Below are 16631 nucleotides of genomic sequence, written 5' to 3'. Positions count from 1 at the left end.
CTGTCGGCGCCCCGAGCGCACGATGCGTAGCCTGCGGGAAGAGGTTCAAGCTTCCGCATTAACCGTTCGCTCATCCTTTTCGTCAAAATGGCACCGCTCTGCCCGCGGCGTCGCTCGCGGGCGGGCGTGTGGCGTGGTGAAATCGGGCTTTCCGGCTCGGAAGTGGTGTGATGCGTAACATTATGATCATCGCGGCCGTCATGATCGGCCTTGGCACCTTCATGGCGCAGATGGCGGACAAGATGAGCTCGGCGTCCGCGACCTCCGCGCCGCGCACGACGGTCGCTCTTGCGGCCACGGCGCCGGCCGGCGGCCGCACGCTCAACATCCCGCGCGATGGCCGCGGTCATTTCCAGACCGAGGGCCGGATCGAGGGCCAGCGCATCGGCTTCATGGTCGACACCGGCGCTTCCGTCGTCGCGCTGAACGAGACCTCTGCGGCCCGCTTCGGCCTGCGCCCGTCGCGCAGCGAGTACAACGCCACCGTCTCCACCGCCAACGGGACCATCAAGGCCGCGCGCACCCGCATCGCCATGCTTGATGTCGGCGGCCTCGTCGTGCGCGACGTCGATGCCATGGTGCTTCCCGACGAGGCGCTGTCGGAGAACCTGCTCGGCCTCTCCTTCCTGTCCCGCCTCAAGCGCTTCGAATACGCCAACGGCCAGATGGTGCTGGAGCAGTAGGCACGCGCCTCCATCCACCGGCCTGACGGCGAAGCGAAGCCCTACACGCTGCGGGGTGCGACGAAGTTCCAATATCGCGGGTCGCTCGGCGATTGAATGCGAATCCAGCGGTAGGGTGCGCGCGGCCAAGGTCTGATCTGCGCCGTCAGATTATCCAGCACCAGATCGCCGCTCTGGGTTCGAACGACCAACACCAGGTGACGCTTGCCCCAGACGGTCACGACCTCGCCGAGCAGAAGCGCCCGCTGGGGCCAGCCTCGACTCAGGAGCCGGTGGCGCTTGCTGACGGCGTAGTCGTTGCAGTCGCCGCGCGCGGGATCGATCAGCCAGGTTTCTGCGGCGAGACCCAGTTCGTTCGGCTCCGGGACGATGCTGCTGTTTACGGTCTCGTTGACCTCTTTCAGATCCTTCCATCGTGCCTCGGTCAAGTGAACCGGACCGCCACGAAACAGCAGGCGAGGGCGACACTCGTCCCGGTAGTTCAGGCAGAACTTCGTATATGCCATCGGCGGAAGCGTCAGATCGCCGAACCTGAGGTGGAGGGGCGCCGGCGAGGCACTGGTCGGCGGCCCAGACAACCTCTCGTTGGCCGAATGAGCGGTCATCGTTTGGCAGATCGACAAGGTCACGCCGGCTGCCATCGCAGCCAGGATCGGTGCCATGCGCATGCTTTGTCTCCTACGCGTTACGTCGAGGAGAGAGCTCGAGAGGAGGCTTGACTTAATTCTCTAATGATCAGCTGGCCGCGTCCCCCCACCATGGCGATTGTGGATCGCTTACCGGGCGAGACGGAGTAATCCTGATTGGATAAAGGCGCCGAGGCGGATTGGTTGCAACACGAATTCTCGATCAGAGATTGTGAAGCACAATATGCGCATCCGCCTGAAACGGATCAAATCCTGGCCGAGATTTCTGCCGCGCTTCGTCCGCACGATGCGCGCATCGCGAAGCAACAGTAAGGTTTTCCCGTTACCAAACTGCCGCAATTATCAGCCATAAGCTGCCATTCCCTCCTTCCGCTGCAGCCCGGCATTCGCTAAGGCTGCGGCAATCCCAGCCATTCGCGAGATTGTCTCAATGTTTCCCAAGCCGAAATCCGTACTTTTGCCCAATACCTACGGCTTCGAATCCGAGCCGATGGTGAAGCCGACCGGCTTTCGCGAATACGACGCGCGCTGGCTGTTCCAGAAGGAAATCAACCTGATGGGAATCCAGGCGCTTGGCATGGGGCTGGGCGCGTTGATCGCCGAGCTCGGCGTCAAGCAGGAGATCGTCACCGGCCATGATTTCCGCGGCTATTCGGCCTCGATCAAATATGCGCTGATCTCCGGCCTGATGGCGGCGGGCTGCAAGGTGCACGACATCGGCCTCGCCGTGACCCCGATGGCCTATTTCGCGCAGTTCGATCTCGACGTGCCCTGCGTTGCCATGGTCACGGCCTCGCACAACGACAATGGCTGGACCGGCGTGAAGATGGGTGCCAACCGTCCGCTGACCTTCGGTCCCGACGAGATGACGCGGCTGAAGGAGATCGTCCTCAACGCCGAATTCAAGAACACGGCCGGCGGCTCCTACCAGTTCCACGAAAACTATCCGGCGCGCTACATCGCCGATCTCACTGGCCGCCCGAAGCTGACGCGCAAGCTCAAGGTCGTCGCGGCTTGCGGCAATGGCACCGCCGGCGCGTTCGCGCCGCAGGTGCTGGAAGCGATCGGTTGCGAGGTGATCCCGCTCGACACCGAGCTCGACCACACCTTCCCGAAATACAATCCGAACCCCGAAGACATGGAGATGCTGCACGCGATCCGCGACGCCGTGCTGCATCACAAGGCCGATGTCGGCCTCGGCTTCGACGGCGACGGCGACCGCTGCGGCGTCGTCGACAACACCGGCGAGGAGATTTTCGCCGACAAGGTCGGGGTGATGCTGGCGCGCGACATGTCGGCAATCCACAAGGACGCGCACTTCATCGTCGACGTGAAGTCGACCGGCCTGTTCGTCACCGATCCGGTGCTGCAGAAGCAGGGCGCGAAGACCGCCTATTGGAAGACCGGCCATTCCTACATGAAGCGCCGCACCAACGAGACCGGCGCGCTCGCCGGCTTCGAGAAGTCTGGCCATTTCTTCTTCAACAAGCCCTATGGCCGCGGCTACGACGACGGCCTGGTCTCGGCGATCGCGATCTGCGACATGCTCGACCGCGCCCCCGGTAAGTCGATGGCGGACCTGAAGGATGCGCTGCCGAAAACCTGGTCGTCGCCGACGATGTCGCCGCATTGCGCCGACGAGGTCAAATACGGTGTGATCGACAAGGTGGTGAAGCACTTCGAGGACCTGCAGGCCAAGGGCGCGAAGATCGGCGGTCAGTCGATCCGCGATCTCGTCACCGTCAACGGCGTGCGCGTCACCGTCGAGGACGGCAGCTGGGGTTTGGTGCGCGCCTCCTCCAACAAGCCCGAGCTCGTCGTCGTGGTCGAAAGCCCGGTCTCCGAGCAGCGCATGCACGACATGTTCGAGATGGTGAACAGCGTGCTGCGCACCCATCCCGAGGTCGGCGCGTACAATCAGACGATTTGAGGTGCGACGTCAGCTGGACGGCCACCTTCATCCTCCGCCGTCATGCCCCGGCTTGACCGGGGCATCCAGTACGCCGCGGCTTCTCCGTATCCACGCACTGTCTCTGGAATACTGGATCGCCCGCTTTCGCGGGCGATGACAGCTTTCGCGTGGTGAACTCTGAAGCCTACGCCGCCACCACCGCCGGGATCGGCAGCGCGGTCACCGACTTGATCTTCTCCATCGCGAAGCGCGAGGTGACGTTCTTCAGCGGCACGGCGCTGATCAGCTTCTTGTAGAACACGTCATAGGCCTGCATGTCCGCGACCACGACGCGCAGCATGTAATCGACGTCGCCGGCCATGCGGTAGAATTCCATCACCTCGGGCATCGCGCTGACGGCTTCGGCGAACTTCTTCAGCCAGGCGTCGGAATGATCGGCGCTCTCGACCGAGACGAACACGGAGATGCCGAGCCCGATCTTGTTCTGGTCGACGAGAGCGACCCGCTTCAGGATCACGCCGTCGGCCTCGAGGCGCTGGATGCGCTTCCAACAGGGGGTCGAGGACAGGCCGACACGGTCGCCGATCTCGGCTACGGAGAGGGAGGCATCCTCCTGGAGTACCATCAGGATCTTGCGGTCGATGGCGTCGAGGCGGCGGCTGGTCTCGGGGATCTGGACAGCGAGGTCAGTCATTTGAAGAACTTTGTTCCATTTCAGGGGCTGATTTCCCTGATATAGAGAAAATCCTTCCACAGCAAGCCCATAATCTCGGCGCATCCATGGAATTGCTCTAGGGCAGGCGGCGCAAAAACTCTTCAACTTCAATACGTTGCGGGGCGGCCAGGCCGCCGCCATGGCGGCTGCATTTCAGCGCTGCGGCGGCCGCGGCGAATCGCAGCGCCTCCCGCACGTCGCCCCGCTCGGCGAGGCGAAGGGTGAAGGCGCCGTGGAACACGTCGCCGGCGCCCAGCGTATCGACCGCCTCGACCGGGAAGGCCGCCGTCTCCTCCAGCGCGCCCGCCTCGTTCAGCCAGATCGTGCCGCGGGGGCCGCGGGTGGCGGCGAGGAAGGCCAGTGTCAGGGCGGCGAGGCGTTTCAAGGCGTCGCCGTCCTCAGCGATGCCGGCGGTCTCCTGCATTTGCTCGCTCGAAAACAGCAGGTGCGAGGCGGCGGTGAGCAGGCCGTCCTGCAACGACATGGCGCGATCGACGCCGACGATGACGGGAATGCCGCGTCGGCGTGCTTCAGTGCAGAGATCGATGCAAAAGGCGCCGCAGCGGCTCTCGACCAGCAGCGCCTGGCAATCGGCGAGCAGTTCGCCGGCGTCGGGCAATGTCACGTGCCACAGGCCGGGATCGCGATAGATGGTCAGCGTCCGTTCGCCGCTCGCATCGATCATGATCGCGGAGACGGGCGTCATGAGACCCGGCATGCGCACGATGTGCGTGGTCTCGATGCCCTCGGCGGCCATCCGCGCGAGGATGAAGCCGCTCGATGTTTCGTCGGCGTCGCCCATCGGTCCGGCGAAAGAGACGCGGCCGCCAAGTCGCGCAATCGCGATCGCGGCATTGAGCGCATTGCCGCCGCAGATCTCCGCGAGATGGCTGGCATTGGCCTTGCTGCCGCGCGCAGGCACGGAATCGACGCGAAACGTCAGGTCGCGCACGGGAATGCCGATGCAGAGGATGCGCGGCGCGGTCGCAGGTAGCGCCATCGGCGGTCAGCTCTTGTCGTGCACCCAGCGGCCGAGCAGGTGATGGGCGATGGCGAAGGGATGCGGACCGGCGAGCCCGTCGGGATGCGTCCGCATCAGCATCTTCGCCGCCTCCTCACGCGTGAACCAGCGCGCGTCCTCGAGCTCCGAGTGATCGACGACGATGTCCTCGTTCAGCGCCCGCGCGCTGCAGCCGATCATCAGGGACGACGGATAGGGCCACGGCTGCGTCATGTAATATTGCACGTCGGTGCAGCGGATGCCGGATTCTTCGAATATCTCGCGGCGCACCGCGTCCTCGATCGTCTCGGCGGCCTCGACGAAGCCGGCGAGGCACGAAAACATGCCCGGCGGAAATTGCTTCTGGCGGCCGAGCAGGCATTTCTCGCCTGATGCCACGTGCATGATCACGACCGGATCGGTGCGCGGAAAGTGCTCGGCCTTGCAAGCGGGACATTCGCGCTTCCAGCCGCCTTCCTTCATCGCGCTGCGCGCGCCGCAATTGGCGCAATAGCCATGGCGCTGATGCCAGCTGACCATCGACTTCGCCATCGCGATCGCCGAGAGCTCGTCGGGCGGAACCACGCCCTGCATTGCCATGCCGCGCAGCTCGGTGACGGTGTAGTCCTCGCGGCCGATCAGCTTTTCGGCGGCGGCCTGCGACAGGCCCATGCCGAACATCGCGGCACCGTCGCGCAGGCCCAGAAAGATCGTGCCGGGATTGGCGCCGCATTTCAGCGCCTCGTCGATTCCGAGCAGCGCGCGCGCCTTGTCGCCGTCGCGCTTCACCAGCAGCGAGTCGCGGTAGACCACATAGGCGCGCGATGAGGACTTCTGCTCCAGCGCGAACAGTTTTTCGTCGTCGCGGCGCAGATGCGCGGCGCGATCGAGGACATTGGTGACGAAGGCCGGCTGCCCCAGCGGAAATGCGTCGAATGCTGACATTGTTATTCTTTCAACCCAACCAGATTTTTCGGCGAAGCGCGCTGATGAAATTCTGAACCTCTGCGGCATCGTGTGCCAGCGGCGGCATCACGCCCCAGACCGGCCGCGGCCAGGCGGCGTCACTGGTGCGGCGTGCGATGATGTGAACGTGAAGCTGCGGCACGAGGTTGCCGAGCGCTGCGACATTGAGCTTGTCGCATTTGGTGATCTCCTTCAGCGCGCGCGAGACGCGAGAGATCTCGGTCATCAGTTGCGCCTGCTGCACCTCGTCGAGATCGATGATCTCGACCGCATCGACCCGTCGCGGCACCAGCAAGAGCCAGGGATAATGCGCGTCCTTGATGACCAGCACCTTCGACAGCGGCAGATCGCCGATGTCGATGGTGTCCTCTTTCAGGCGGGAATGCAGCGACCAGGCGGGATCAGACATATGCGTTTCCGGATGGCCCGTGGGGCGGGCTGGTTGGGTCGGACCATACGATACGGGGTTAGCGAGGGGAAGGTTAAGGCTCCGCTGCCATTGCATAGACGGTCGTCGTCCCGGACAAGCGCAGCGAAGCGGAGCGCCGATCCGGGACCCATAACCACAGGAAGAAATTTGGCGAAGACTCGTGGTTGCCAGCTCGCGCCGCAACTTTTCCCTGTGGTTATGGGTCCCGGGTCTGCGCTGACGCTTGCCCGGGACGACGACCGAGTTTGTGGCCGCGCCGGTGGCTTACGCCTCCGCCAGCACCCGCGCATTGGCGCGGACCGAGGCTTCGCTGACACGGATGCCGAGGCCGGGACCATCGGGCACCACGACGTGACCGGCGCGGTTCGCCACGCGCTCTTCCAGCACATCCTCGGTCAGCACGTGATGCGGCATGTAGAATTCACAGCCGAGCGAGATGCCGGGTGTGGCCGCGATCAGCTGCGTGCCGGCGGCAAGGCCAATGCCGCCCTCCCACAGCGTGCCGCCATAGCCGGGCAGGCCGGCGATGTCGGCGATCGCCATGATCGCCTGCGCCTCGAACAGGCCGCCGGCCTTCATCAGCTTGATCGAGACGGCATCGGCCGCCTCGCGGCGCACCACCTCCATCATGTCGCGGCGGTCGAAGCAGCTTTCGTCCGCAAGCACGGGCGTTTCCAGCGCCGCGGTGAGCTGCGCCATCACGTCGGGAAATTTGCGTGGCACCGGCTGCTCGATGAAGGTCGGCGCGAACTCTTCGATATCGCGCAGGATCTTGATCGCGCCGAACGGCGCCAGCGCCTGGTTGTAGTCGACGCGCAGATCGACCTTGTCGCCGAACTCTTTCCGGATCGCTGCGAGATGATCGAGATCCTCGTGATGCGGTTTTACGCCGGTCTTGACCTTGTAGATGACGTTGCCTTCAGGAACCATCTTTCGCATGCGCTCGAGGTCAGCGGCGAAATCGGGATCAGCGATGGAGAATGACAGGGGAATGGTGTCGCGTACGCGGCCCCCGAGCAGGTCGGCAACCGACAGGCCCGACGACTTGCCGACGATGTCGAGCAGCGCCATCTCGATGGCGACCTTCGCCTCGGCATGTCCGACCAGCGCGCGGTCGAGCTCCGTCATCAGCGCGCGGATGCGGCGCACGGGTTTGCCGAGCAGGATCGGCCTTAAGTAAATGTCGAGCGCGGAGAACGCGGCCTCCGGCGTTCCCGTGAACACTTCCCACGGTGCGGCTTCGCCCCAGCCGACGACGCCGTCGCTGGAAGTGAGCTCGAGCAGCACACGTTTCACCGAGCCCTTGACGTTGCCGACGCCCTGCAGGCGCGCCATCTTGATCGGGCTTTCGATCAGGAACAGCCTGATGCGTTCGATGGTTGCTTCGCTCATGTCAGGCCTCCATTGACGTGCCAGACCTGGCCGGTGACGTAGGACGCCTTCGGTGACGCCAGGAAGGCGATGATCTCGGCGACTTCCTCAGGCCGCCCGCGGCGGCGCATCGGGATCAGCGCTTCGGTCGCGGCGATCTGCTCGGGCGACAGCCGGCTTTCGCTCGGCTTGTCCTTGACGATGAGGCCCGGTGAAACAGCATTGACGGCGATGCCGTCTTTCGCAAGCTCGACCGCGGTGAGCCGCACCAGCGCCTCCAGCGCGGAGCGGCTTGCCGCGGTGGCCGCAAACGGCGCGAATTCGGGCCGCATCGCGTGCGCCACGAAGGACGATACCGCGACGATCCGCGCGTCCCGTCCTGCCCGCAGCAGCGGCAGCGCGGCCTCGACCATGCGGGTGAAGGCCAGTGCGGATTCATCCATCGCCTGGCGGAATTGATCCGCCGGCGTGCCGATCGCGCTGCCGCGGCGGGCGTGGCCGCCGACGAGGATCAATCCGTCGAGCCGGCCGAAGGCGGTTTGCGCGGCGGCGATGGCGTTGGCGGCAGCAGCCTCTTCGGCGAGATCGCCGAGGCACTTTGCGACGATAGCGCCCTTCGCTTCAGCCTCTGCCGCAGTGGCGTCGAGACCTTCCGCGTTCGAGCGCGTGTGCAGCAGCAGCGCGGTGCGGGGCGCCGCCAGCAATTTTGCGGTGGCGCGGCCGATGCCGCTGGCGGCACCGGTGACGAGATAGGCGCGATCGATATCAGGCATCACGATGTCGCGTTGGCCGGCGGCAACGCGCCGGTGCGGTGGAAATGGCTGAGGAAGGCGCGCGTCGCGGCCTGCTGCGGATTGTCGATCACCTGCCGCGCCGGGCCTTCCTCCACGACGACGCCGTCGCGCATGAAGATCAGGCGGTCGGCGACCTCGCGGGCGAAGGCAATCTCGTGGGTCACGATCACCATGGTCATGCCTTCGGACGCCAGGCGCTGCATCACATTGAGCACCTCGCCGACGAGCTCAGGGTCGAGCGCCGAGGTGGCCTCGTCGAACAGCATGACATCAGGCTCCATCGCCAGCGCCCGCGCGATCGCGACGCGCTGCTTCTGTCCGCCGGAGAGCGTTGCCGGATATTGGTCGGCCTTCTCGGCAAGGCCGACTTTTGCAAGCTGGGCCCGCGCGAGCTTCTCGGCGTCCGCCTTGGCCATGCGGCGCACGGTGACCGGCCCTTCCATCACATTCTGCAGCGTCGTCATGTGCGGAAACAGGTTGAAGTGCTGGAACACCATGCCGGTGGTGGCGCGGAACTTTGCGAGAGTCTTCACATCGGGCAGCTTGGTGCCTTCACCGAACGCAAAGCGCGTGTCGCCGACGCGGACGCTGCCGCCGTCGGGCACGACCAAGAGATTGATGCAGCGGAGCAGCGTCGATTTGCCGGAGCCGGACGGGCCGATCAGCGCGACGACGCCGCCCTTGGCGACGTCGAGGTTGATGTTCTTCAAAACCTCGTTGCTGCCAAAGCTCTTGCGCAGGCTGCGGATCTCGATTTTCGAAATGTTCTTGGATGGCTCGCTCATTCGCTCACCGCCAGTCGCTTCTCGCCGCGGCGGACGATGATGGTGAGCGGGATCAGGATCGCCGCATAGGCGACCGCGACCGCCGTGTAGGTCTCCAGCGGCCGGTAGCTGTCATGGGCCGCGACCTGGCTTTGATAGACCAGATCAGGCACCGCCAGCACCGAGACCAGCGAGGTGTTCTTGAACTGGATGATCGACTGGTTCATCAGGGCCGGGATCATGCGCTTGATCGCCTGCGGCAGCACGATGCGCCGCATGCTCTGGCCCGGCGTCATGCCGAGCGCGGCGCCGGCTTCCGACTGGCCCTTGTCGATCGAGATGATGCCGCCGCGGATGATCTCCGAATAGAACGAGCCGCCATAGAGCGAGAGCGCCAGCGCCGATGCGGTGATCGGTGTCATCTCGACGCCGGCGAGGATCGGCAGCGCGTAATAGAACCAGATCAGCTGCACCAGGATCGGCGTGCAGCGGAACGCCTCGATGAAGGCGAGGGCTGTGAGACGCACGGCCCTGAACCGCGACAGGCTGCCGAACGCGCCGAGCAGGCCGAACAGCAGCCCGCACACGACGATGACGATGGTGAAGCCGACGGTGACGCCGAGCCCGTTGAGAAAGAGCCAGCGATAGCTCCAGAGGATGCCGAAGTCCCACTGATACATGCGTGCGATTACTCGTCGTCGGTGCCGTCATTCCGGGGCGCCCGAAAGGGCGAACCCGGAATCTCGAGATTCCGGGTTCGATGCAGCGCATCGCCCCGGAATGACAGTGTGAAAATTTACAACGACACGCCCGGCGGAATGTCCGCTTCCGTCACGCCCACCAGCTCCATATTCGTGATGATCGCGTTGCGGATGAAGCCGAGGCCCTTGTTGAAGTCGATCCAGGTGTTGACGTAGTCGCGGAAGGTCTTGTCGTTCTCGCGGCGGAAGCCGGCGTTGGACGTGGTCGCGAAGATCGGCGTCGGCAGCACGAACTGGCCGAGCGAGGGGTTCTTCTTCAAGACGGTCAGCGAGAGCATGGTGATCAGGCACTGCGCGTCGACGCGTCCGGTCTGCAGCGCGGCGGTGGCATCGTCGGCGGTCTTCAGGCGCGAGATCTGCGCCTTTGGCGTCAGGCGGCTGACGACCTGGTCGTGCGAGGAGCCCTGGTCGACGGCGATCTTGACGTCCGGCGAGTTCAGCTCGGCCCAGGTCTTCGGCTTGAAGTCCTTCTTGCAGAGGATGCCGAAGGCGTTGTTGAAGACCGGCACCGAGAAGTCGACCACCAGCGCGCGCTTCGGCGTCGGGTTGAGGCCGAAGAAGATGTCGATCTTGTTGGACTGTAGATCGAGCACCGAATTGCCCCAGGTGGTTTCGGTGATCTCGAGCTCGGCCTCCATGTCGTCGGCGAGGCCCTTGGCGATGTCGATGTAGAAACCCTTCCACTGGCCGGTGGCGAGGTCCTTCATGTAATAGGGCGCGCCGCCGCCGACCGCACCGATCCGCATCTTCTTGGTGCGACGGATGCGGGCGAAGGTCGATTCGTTCGGGTCGGCCGCGGTCTGGGCCACGGCCGGGGCGGCCAGCGCGGCCGCGGTCACCGCGCCAAGTCCGACAATCGATGCAACATCACGACGTGTAACCATTGGGATCAATCGCTTTTCTGGTTGGGTGGAGTTCCGGCAGCGTTCTTAGCAAGGTGGTCCCATCAGTGAAAGCACAGCCTATCGGCTGGGCAGATCCGGATTTGCCCGGATGCTGGGCAAACCCCGCTGGTTCGAGCCGATACCCGCTTGCTTTCCGCTTCCTTTGGCCCCAAATAGGGACCGGGAGATTGGCGGTGGACGAGCCACTCGCCAACCGGGTCAGGTCCGGAAGGAAGCAGCCCTAACGAGGTCCGGATCGGGTCGCTCGTCAGTCTCCTACCTGTTTTTCCGAGCGAATTGCGCCGGCGGGCCTCCCGCCAGCGCGCTCCTTTCCGCAAAAGCCGGCCGAGAGACATTTCATTGCGGATCGACCGATGACCGACGCTGGCGCCCCTCCGAACCCCGATAGCGCCGGCCAGGCCAATGCCCCCTACCGGGTGCTGGCGCGCAAATACCGCCCCTCTTCATTCGACGACCTGATCGGCCAGGAGGCCGTGGTCCGCACCGTCTCCAACGCGTTCGAGACCGGGCGGATTCCGCAGGCCTGGATCCTCACCGGCGTCCGCGGCGTCGGCAAGACCACCACCGCGCGCATCCTGGCCCGTGCGCTCAACTACGAGATGCCGGATGGCTCGGTGAAGGGCCCGACCATCCACATGCCGACCTTGGGTGTGCATTGCCAGGCGATCATGGAAAGCCGGCACATGGACGTGCTGGAGATGGACGCGGCCTCGCACACCGGTGTCGACGACGTCCGCCAGATCAATGACAGCGTGCGCTATGCGCCGGCCAGCGCCCGCTACAAGGTCTACATCATCGACGAAGTCCACATGCTGTCGACGGCGGCGTTCAACGCCTTCCTGAAGACGCTGGAGGAGCCGCCGGAGCACGCCAAGTTCGTGTTCGCGACGACCGAGATCCGCAAGGTTCCGGTCACCGTGCTGTCGCGCTGCCAGCGTTTTGACCTGCGCCGCGTCGAGGCCGACGTGCTGATGAAGCACCTCGCCAACATTGCCGCCAAGGAGAGCGTCGAGATCGAGCCGGAAGCGCTCGGCATCATCGCGCGCGCGGCGGAAGGCTCGGTGCGCGACTCTCTGTCGCTGCTCGACCAGGCGATTGCGCATGCGGCGGGCCAGGTGAAGGCCGACGCGGTCAGGCAGATGCTGGGCCTCGCCGACCGCACCCGCGTCATCGACCTCTTTGATTCGCTGGTCCGCGGCGACATCGCCGCCGCCTTCAAGGAGTTCCGCGACCAGTACGATGTCGGTGCCGATCCGATCGTCGTGCTGTCCGATCTCGCCGAGTTCGTGAACTTCGTCACCCGCGTGAAGATCGTGCCGGCGACCGCCGACAACGTCGCCTATGGCGAGACCGAGCGCGTCCGTGCGAGGGATTTCGCCTCCAAGATCTCGATGCGGGTGCTGTCGCGGATGTGGCAGATGCTGCTCAAGGGCATCACCGAGGTGCAGGCTGCGACGCGTCCCGCCGCGGCCGCCGAGATGGTGCTGGTGCGCATCGCCTATGTCGCCGACCTGCCGACGCCGGACGAGGCGATCCGGATGCTGGAGCAGAATGGCGGCGGCTCGCCGGTCGTGAACGGCGGAAGTAGCGCGCGCAGCAGCGCGCCGGCCGCACCGATGGCCTCCGCGGCGCCCGTTGCCTCCGCGGCGCCGGTCCGCATGCCGACCTCATCGCCGACCGCCTTCGGCGGAGGCGCTGCCCGGCCGCAGATGGCAACGCCCGCGCCTGATACCCAGGGTGCGGCGCCCCAGCTGCGCATCACCAGCTTCACCCAGCTCGTCGCGCTCGCCGGGCAGAAGCGCGACATCATGACCAAGAGCGCGCTCGAGGGCGACATGCGCCTCGTCCGTTTCGAGGAGGGCCGGCTCGAAGTCGCGCTCGAGCCGAACGCGTCAAAGACCATGATCTCCGAGCTCGCACGCAAGTTCGAGATGTGGACCGGCCGCCGCTGGACCGTGATCGTCTCCAACGAGCAGGGCCAGCCGACGCTGCGCTCGGTGAACCAGGCCGCCAAGCAGGAGCATGCCCGCACCGCGGAAGCCGATCCGCGCGTGCAGGAGGTGCTATCGCGTTTCCCCGGCGCGAAGGTCGTCGAGGTCCGCAGGCTTGCCCCCGAGGCGCCGGAATCCAATATTAACGCCGACTACGGCAGTGACGATCCGCCCGACGGTTCCGACGCCGACGACGATCTTTGAGCATGATCCGGAAAAGTGTGCAGCGGTTTTCCGAGAGATCATGCTCGAACAATAAAGCAAAAGCGCGCTTCATCGCGCTTTGGCCAGTTTGAAGGACGAGCACCCATGGCTGATTTTCTCGGCATGATGAAGCAGGCGGCCCAGCTGCAATCCAAGATGCAGGAGATGCAGGAACAACTCGGCAATGTGGAGGTCGAGGGCATTTCTGGCGGCGGTCTCGTCGCCGTGCGCATGACCGCCAAGATGGACGTCAAGGGCGTCAAGATCGATCCCTCGCTGATGAAGGCGGAAGAGCGCGAGGTGCTGGAAGACCTGCTCGTCACCGCCTTTGGCGATGCCCGTCGCAAGGCGGAGACGGCGATGCAGGAGAAGATGCAGGCGCTCACCGGCGGGCTCGGCCTGCCGCCGGGGCTGTTCGGCCAGTAAGATGGGCGCGGTTGCAGGTCCCGAGATCGAGCGGCTGGTCCAGCTTCTCGCGCGGCTGCCGGGCCTTGGCCCGCGCTCGGCGCGGCGCGCGGCGCTGCATCTGATCAAGAAGCGCGAAGCGCTGATGATGCCGCTGTCCTCGGCCTTGCAGGTCGCGCTCGACAAGGTCCAGGTCTGCAAGACCTGCGGCAACATCGACACCCAAAATCCCTGCACGGTCTGCACCGATCCGAAGCGCGATCCCGCCATCATCGTGGTGGTCGCCGACGTCGCCGATCTCTGGGCGCTGGAGCGGGCCAATGCGACGCAAGGGCGCTATCACGTGCTCGGCGCGACCCTGTCGCCGCTCGACGGCGTCGGTCCGCAAGACCTCACCATCGACGCGCTGGTCGCGCGGGCCCATGCGGCAGAAGTGCACGAGATCATCCTGGCGCTGAATGCCACCGTCGACGGCCAGACCACGGCGCATTACATCACCGACCTGCTCCAGGACGCCAACGTTAAAGTAACCCGGCTCGCGCACGGTGTGCCCGTCGGCGGCGAGCTTGATTATCTCGATGAGGGTACGCTATCGGCCGCGATGCGGCAGCGGACCCTGTTCTAGCTATCCTACAGACCTCACGGAACGGACGACATGACGAAACTTTTCGCCACACGGCTGGCTTTGGCCCTGACGATGACGATGCTGGTAACCCCGGCCGTCTCGGCGCAGCAGGGCGACGAGGCGCCGCCGGCGCCCAAGCCCGGCAAGCCGATCAACAACGGCGACGTGCTCTCGGGCGAGCTGAACGCGATGAAGGTGCGCGACGTCAAGAACGCCGGCAAGCGGGTTGCGATGTACCAGATCACCTCAGAGCCGCGCCGCCTGCCGGCGCCGAACGGGCTGTGCAATCTCGAGACCGGCCCTGAGACCTTCCAGCTCGTCACCTCCAGCGACGCGCAGGCCGCGCAGCTGAAATCGTTCGTCGGCAAGGAGATCTCGGTCAAGGTCGACGAGGTCGCCTGCGCCAGCGATCCCGGCCAGATGAGCGAGGCCGTGATCACGAAGTGGAGCCTGATCAGGAAGCAGTAAGCGGCACGCGAGATGCCGTAGGGTGGGCAAAGCGAAGCGTGCCCACCACCTGTTTCTAATTCATGGCGTGATGGTGGGCACGGCGCGTTGCGCCTTTGCCCACCCTACGAGACTACGGCGGCAGCGTCACACCCGCACCGGCCCGAGCGCCTCGAAATGCCCGCGCTTCTGCAGCCAGGCCAGCAGCATCAGGCTTGGGATCGCCACCAGCACGCAGATCACGAAGAACAGTGCCCAGCCGGTCGTCTCCGCCACGAAGCCGGCACCGGACGAGAGATACGTCCGCCCCACCGCCGCGAGCGCGGTGAGCAGCGCGTATTGCGTCGCCGTGTGGAGCGGGTTCTGGCACAGCGCCGAGAGATAGGCGACGAAGATCACCGTGCCGATGGCGCTGGTGAAGTTCTCTGCGCAGATGGCGAGCGCCAGCGCCCATTGATTGGTGCCGACCACGGCGAGCCAGGAGAAGGACAGGTTGGCGAGCGCCTGCACCACGCCGCCGATCCAGAGCGATGTCGCCAGCGAATAGCGCCGCGCGACAAAGCCACCGGCGAAGCCGCCAATCAGCGTCGCTGCGAGGCCGACGCCCTTGACGATCGCCGCATAGTCGTTGCGGGTGAAGCCGAGGTCGATCACGAACGGCGCCGTCATCGTGCCGGAGAACGCATCGGTGAACTTGAACAGCACGACGAAGGCGAGCGCCGCGAGCGCATCCTTGCGCGATAGGAACTCCGAGAAGGCGCCGATCGCCGCATGCAGCACGCGCGTGAACGCGGTCTCGGCCTGTGTCACGGCTTCCGCCCGCACCGATTGCTCCGGCTCGGTCGCGGCCAGCGCCGTGATCGTTCCGATCAGCACCATCGCTGCCATCACTACATAGCCCCACATCCACGCAGAGGGGCGCGGGATGCCGGTGTCCTCGAAGCCGGAGACGATGAACAGCGCGCCCGCGGTCGAGACCAGCATGCCGATGCGATAGGCCGCAACGTAAGCGGCCATGCCGGCGGCCTGCTCGCTCTCGGGCAGGCTCTCGACGCGGAAGGCGTCGACGACGATGTCCTGCGTCGACGATGTCGTCGCCACCAGCAGCGCGCCGAGCGCGACGTAGAACGGCGAGCGCGCGGGATCGGTCATCGCCAGCAGCAGGATCGCGATGATCAGCAGCAATTGCGAGAACACCAGCCAGCCGCGCCGCCGTCCGAACGCGCGCGTGAACAGCGGCACATGCAGCGCGTCGACCAGTGGCGCCCACAAAAATTTCAGCGTGTAGGGCGTGCCGACCAGCGCGAACAGCCCGATGGTCTTGAGATCGACCCCAGCCTCGCGCATCCAGACCAGCAGCGTCGATCCCGACAGCGCCAGCGGCAGCCCGGAGGAGAAGCCGAGGAACAGCACGATCAGCACCCGCCGTTGCAGGTACACGGCCAGGCTCTCGCGCCAGGAGGTCGCAGGGGCGGGGCTAGCGGCGGGGGAGGTCACCTCGGGTGCAGTCATGGGGTGGTGTTAGCAGATTCTGGGGAAAAAGACTCTGGTGTGCGGTGAGAGGGGAAAGCCCGCGGCACCCTCAGTGTCATCGTCCGCGAAGGCGGACGATCCAGTAAACACCAGCGTCTCGGTTCAACCACAATCGCCGCGGCGTACTGGATACCCCGCCTTCGCGGGGTATGACAGCGCGGCGAGGTATGTCATGGTGGGCCGGCGATCCCGGGATAAGGATCATCCCAGTTTGGGTTGTGCTGCTCGATCAGTCGAATCTTCCAAGCCCTGTTCCACTTTTTGAGCCGCTTCTCCCGCTTGATCGCGTTCTCGGGATCATCGAATTGCTCGAAGTAGACAAGCCGGGCGACGTCGTACTTTTCAGTGAAGCTCTCGATGAGTTTGGACTTGTGCTGCGTCACGCGGCGGATGATGTCGTTCGTGACGCCGATATATAGCGTTCCGCCGATCCTGCTGGCGAGAATGTAGACGTAGTAATGGCGTGCGCTCATGCCAG

19 protein-coding genes and 1 other RNA gene are annotated in these 16631 nt (G+C 65.1%); 8 read left to right on the top strand and 12 right to left on the bottom strand.

Features of this window, described 5'->3' with window-relative positions; genetic code table 11:
• Nucleotides 1-170: 170 nt before the first annotated feature.
• Nucleotides 171-683 (top strand): TIGR02281 family clan AA aspartic protease, encoded by a 513-nt coding sequence (locus BRAGE_RS0136065; protein ID WP_027561575.1) that lies wholly within the window; start codon nt 171-173, stop codon nt 681-683.
• Nucleotides 684-724: 41 nt separating this feature from the next.
• Here BRAGE_RS0136065 and BRAGE_RS0136060 read toward each other — a convergent pair whose 3' ends face one another.
• The gene (locus BRAGE_RS0136060; protein ID WP_027561574.1) at nt 725-1351 is read right to left on the bottom strand and encodes a transglutaminase-like cysteine peptidase; all 627 of its coding nucleotides are present in this window, start codon (nt 1349-1351) and stop codon (nt 725-727) included.
• 135 nt (nt 1352-1486) lie between these two features.
• Between BRAGE_RS0136060 and BRAGE_RS55325 the strand changes: the two genes are divergently transcribed.
• Both BRAGE_RS55325 and BRAGE_RS0136055 read left to right on the top strand, forming a co-directional pair.
• Entirely contained in the window at nt 1487-1642 is a 156-nt protein-coding gene (locus BRAGE_RS55325) for a hypothetical protein (RefSeq protein ID WP_156950901.1), read from the top strand.
• A gap of 118 nt (nt 1643-1760) precedes the next feature.
• Nucleotides 1761-3260: a phosphomannomutase/phosphoglucomutase gene (locus tag BRAGE_RS0136055; protein WP_027561573.1), complete on the top strand. Its 1500-nt coding sequence runs from the start codon at nt 1761-1763 to the stop codon at nt 3258-3260.
• Nucleotides 3261-3426: 166 nt separating this feature from the next.
• On the opposite strand, the gene BRAGE_RS0136050 is transcribed toward BRAGE_RS0136055, so the two are convergent.
• The 9 genes from BRAGE_RS0136050 to BRAGE_RS0136010 all read right to left on the bottom strand — a co-directional run bounded on the left by BRAGE_RS0136050 (nt 3427) and on the right by BRAGE_RS0136010 (nt 10927).
• Nucleotides 3427-3936 carry an Lrp/AsnC family transcriptional regulator gene (locus BRAGE_RS0136050; protein WP_027547489.1) on the bottom strand — a complete coding sequence of 170 codons (510 nt, stop codon included), beginning with the start codon at nt 3934-3936 and terminating at the stop codon, nt 3427-3429.
• A gap of 97 nt (nt 3937-4033) precedes the next feature.
• Entirely contained in the window at nt 4034-4957 is a 924-nt protein-coding gene (locus tag BRAGE_RS0136045) for a PfkB family carbohydrate kinase (protein WP_027561572.1), read from the bottom strand.
• 6 nt (nt 4958-4963) lie between these two features.
• Nucleotides 4964-5902: an NAD(+) diphosphatase gene (nudC, locus tag BRAGE_RS0136040; RefSeq protein WP_027561571.1), complete on the bottom strand. Its 939-nt coding sequence runs from the start codon at nt 5900-5902 to the stop codon at nt 4964-4966.
• A 10-nt stretch (nt 5903-5912) separates the two neighbouring features.
• Nucleotides 5913-6332, bottom strand: coding sequence for an HIT domain-containing protein (locus BRAGE_RS0136035; RefSeq protein WP_027561570.1), 420 nt, complete (start codon nt 6330-6332; stop codon nt 5913-5915).
• Between the two features lie 285 nt (nt 6333-6617).
• Nucleotides 6618-7745, bottom strand: a complete 1128-nt coding sequence (locus tag BRAGE_RS0136030) for a muconate cycloisomerase family protein (RefSeq protein ID WP_027561569.1) — start codon at nt 7743-7745, stop codon at nt 6618-6620.
• Nucleotides 7742-8497, bottom strand: a complete 756-nt coding sequence (locus BRAGE_RS0136025; protein ID WP_027561568.1) for an SDR family NAD(P)-dependent oxidoreductase — start codon at nt 8495-8497, stop codon at nt 7742-7744. The genes BRAGE_RS0136030 and BRAGE_RS0136025 overlap by 4 nt, the downstream gene beginning before the upstream one ends.
• On the bottom strand, nt 8497-9303 hold the full coding sequence (locus BRAGE_RS0136020; RefSeq protein ID WP_027561567.1) for an amino acid ABC transporter ATP-binding protein: 807 nt from the start codon (nt 9301-9303) through the stop codon (nt 8497-8499). The genes BRAGE_RS0136025 and BRAGE_RS0136020 overlap by 1 nt, the downstream gene beginning before the upstream one ends.
• Nucleotides 9300-9962, bottom strand: a complete 663-nt coding sequence (locus BRAGE_RS0136015; protein ID WP_027561566.1) for an amino acid ABC transporter permease — start codon at nt 9960-9962, stop codon at nt 9300-9302. The genes BRAGE_RS0136020 and BRAGE_RS0136015 overlap by 4 nt, the downstream gene beginning before the upstream one ends.
• A 116-nt stretch (nt 9963-10078) precedes the next feature.
• A complete protein-coding gene (locus BRAGE_RS0136010; protein ID WP_027561565.1) occupies nt 10079-10927 on the bottom strand; it encodes a transporter substrate-binding domain-containing protein in 849 nt (282 codons plus the stop codon).
• Between the two features lie 183 nt (nt 10928-11110).
• On the opposite strand from BRAGE_RS0136010, the gene ffs reads away from it, so the two are divergent.
• The 5 genes from ffs to BRAGE_RS0135990 all read left to right on the top strand — a co-directional run bounded on the left by ffs (nt 11111) and on the right by BRAGE_RS0135990 (nt 14641).
• An RNA gene (gene ffs / locus BRAGE_RS52265) (signal recognition particle sRNA small type) lies at nt 11111-11207 on the top strand.
• Between the two features lie 94 nt (nt 11208-11301).
• Nucleotides 11302-13143 carry a DNA polymerase III subunit gamma/tau gene (locus BRAGE_RS0136005; protein ID WP_027561564.1) on the top strand — a complete coding sequence of 614 codons (1842 nt, stop codon included), beginning with the start codon at nt 11302-11304 and terminating at the stop codon, nt 13141-13143.
• A 105-nt stretch (nt 13144-13248) separates the two neighbouring features.
• The gene (locus BRAGE_RS0136000) at nt 13249-13569 is read left to right on the top strand and encodes a YbaB/EbfC family nucleoid-associated protein (protein ID WP_027561563.1); all 321 of its coding nucleotides are present in this window, start codon (nt 13249-13251) and stop codon (nt 13567-13569) included.
• A 1-nt stretch (nt 13570) separates the two neighbouring features.
• The gene (recR, locus tag BRAGE_RS0135995; RefSeq protein ID WP_027561562.1) at nt 13571-14173 is read left to right on the top strand and encodes a recombination mediator RecR; all 603 of its coding nucleotides are present in this window, start codon (nt 13571-13573) and stop codon (nt 14171-14173) included.
• 30 nt (nt 14174-14203) lie between these two features.
• Nucleotides 14204-14641 carry a hypothetical protein gene (locus tag BRAGE_RS0135990; protein WP_027561561.1) on the top strand — a complete coding sequence of 146 codons (438 nt, stop codon included), beginning with the start codon at nt 14204-14206 and terminating at the stop codon, nt 14639-14641.
• Nucleotides 14642-14767: 126 nt separating this feature from the next.
• Here the strand turns inward: BRAGE_RS0135990 and BRAGE_RS0135985 are convergent, their stop codons facing one another.
• Together BRAGE_RS0135985 and BRAGE_RS0135980 are read right to left on the bottom strand one after the other, a co-directional pair.
• On the bottom strand, nt 14768-16132 hold the full coding sequence (locus tag BRAGE_RS0135985; protein WP_027561560.1) for an AmpG family muropeptide MFS transporter: 1365 nt from the start codon (nt 16130-16132) through the stop codon (nt 14768-14770).
• A gap of 191 nt (nt 16133-16323) precedes the next feature.
• On the bottom strand, nt 16324-16626 hold the full coding sequence (locus tag BRAGE_RS0135980; protein ID WP_027561559.1) for a GIY-YIG nuclease family protein: 303 nt from the start codon (nt 16624-16626) through the stop codon (nt 16324-16326).
• Nucleotides 16627-16631: the final 5 nt, after the last annotated feature.

It is taken from the genome of Bradyrhizobium genosp. SA-4 str. CB756, assembly GCF_000473125.1.
Classification (GTDB): Bacteria; Pseudomonadota; Alphaproteobacteria; order Rhizobiales; family Xanthobacteraceae; genus Bradyrhizobium; species Bradyrhizobium arachidis.
Note: the sequence above shows the minus strand (reverse complement) of the source record. Positions and strands in the feature narration are given on the sequence as shown.